The 804-nt window shown below is 47.4% G+C and carries 2 protein-coding genes; both read right to left on the reverse strand.

Features of this window, described 5'->3' with window-relative positions; genetic code table 11:
- On the reverse strand, positions 1-385 hold a 385-nt coding region (locus A3750_RS03570; protein WP_197474857.1), incomplete at its 3' end, for a saccharopine dehydrogenase NADP-binding domain-containing protein.
- Between the two features lie 199 nt (positions 386-584).
- Positions 585-804: SDR family oxidoreductase (locus A3750_RS03575; protein WP_156498359.1), on the reverse strand; the 220-nt coding region annotated here is incomplete at its 5' end.

Below are 804 nucleotides of genomic sequence, written 5' to 3' on the forward strand. Positions count from 1 at the left end.
CACGCTCATGGTGCTGATCGATCATACGGCGAATCCATTGCGTCTCACCAGCGAGATCACAATAGTCTGTACCGGCTTCAACACAAGCTGCAACCAGTTCACTGCCATAAAGCGCATAAGGCCCAACGGTCGTACAAATAACTTTCGTTTTGCTAACAAGCTCTTTTAGACTCGCAGCGTCATGGCTGTTACCAATTAAAATAGGCACATCCGTATTACCCAGCTCTGCGCGAACCTCTTCAAGCTTTGCTTGGTTGCGCCCTGCCATTGCCCACTTAAGTTCGCCATCAAGGCCATAGGTGTTCAGGTAAAACTCAGCCACTAAGCGACCAGTAAAGCTACTAGCACCCCATATAATCACGTCGTACTCGCGTGAATCTGACATTATGCTTTTCTCCAATTATTCTTTATCAACAAAGAGGCAGAGTAAAAGTACTCTGATGCCTTAATTCTATATAGCGTCGCGAGGGCGGCTCAGGCAAAGCGAACGTTTGAGAGAAAGCAGAGTTCACATGCACATCAGTGCGCAATTTGAACACGCTTTCATCACAGCTTAAGCAATCGCTGTCGCTATTTCACCCAATTCACATCGCCGACATACCGCCATCCACGGGAACAGCAATACCGTTCATATACGTGTTCGCTGGCGATAGCATCATCACCATGACATTGACGATCTCTTCTACCCGCGCAATACGCTTCAGAGGGCAACCGCGAGCTAGGGTTTTATTGAGCTCTTTATCATCATTGTTTGGGTTTAAATGCGGGTTATCAACCATCGGTGTTGCCGTAAAGAACGGACAA

The organism is Oleiphilus sp. HI0079 (genome assembly GCF_001635105.1).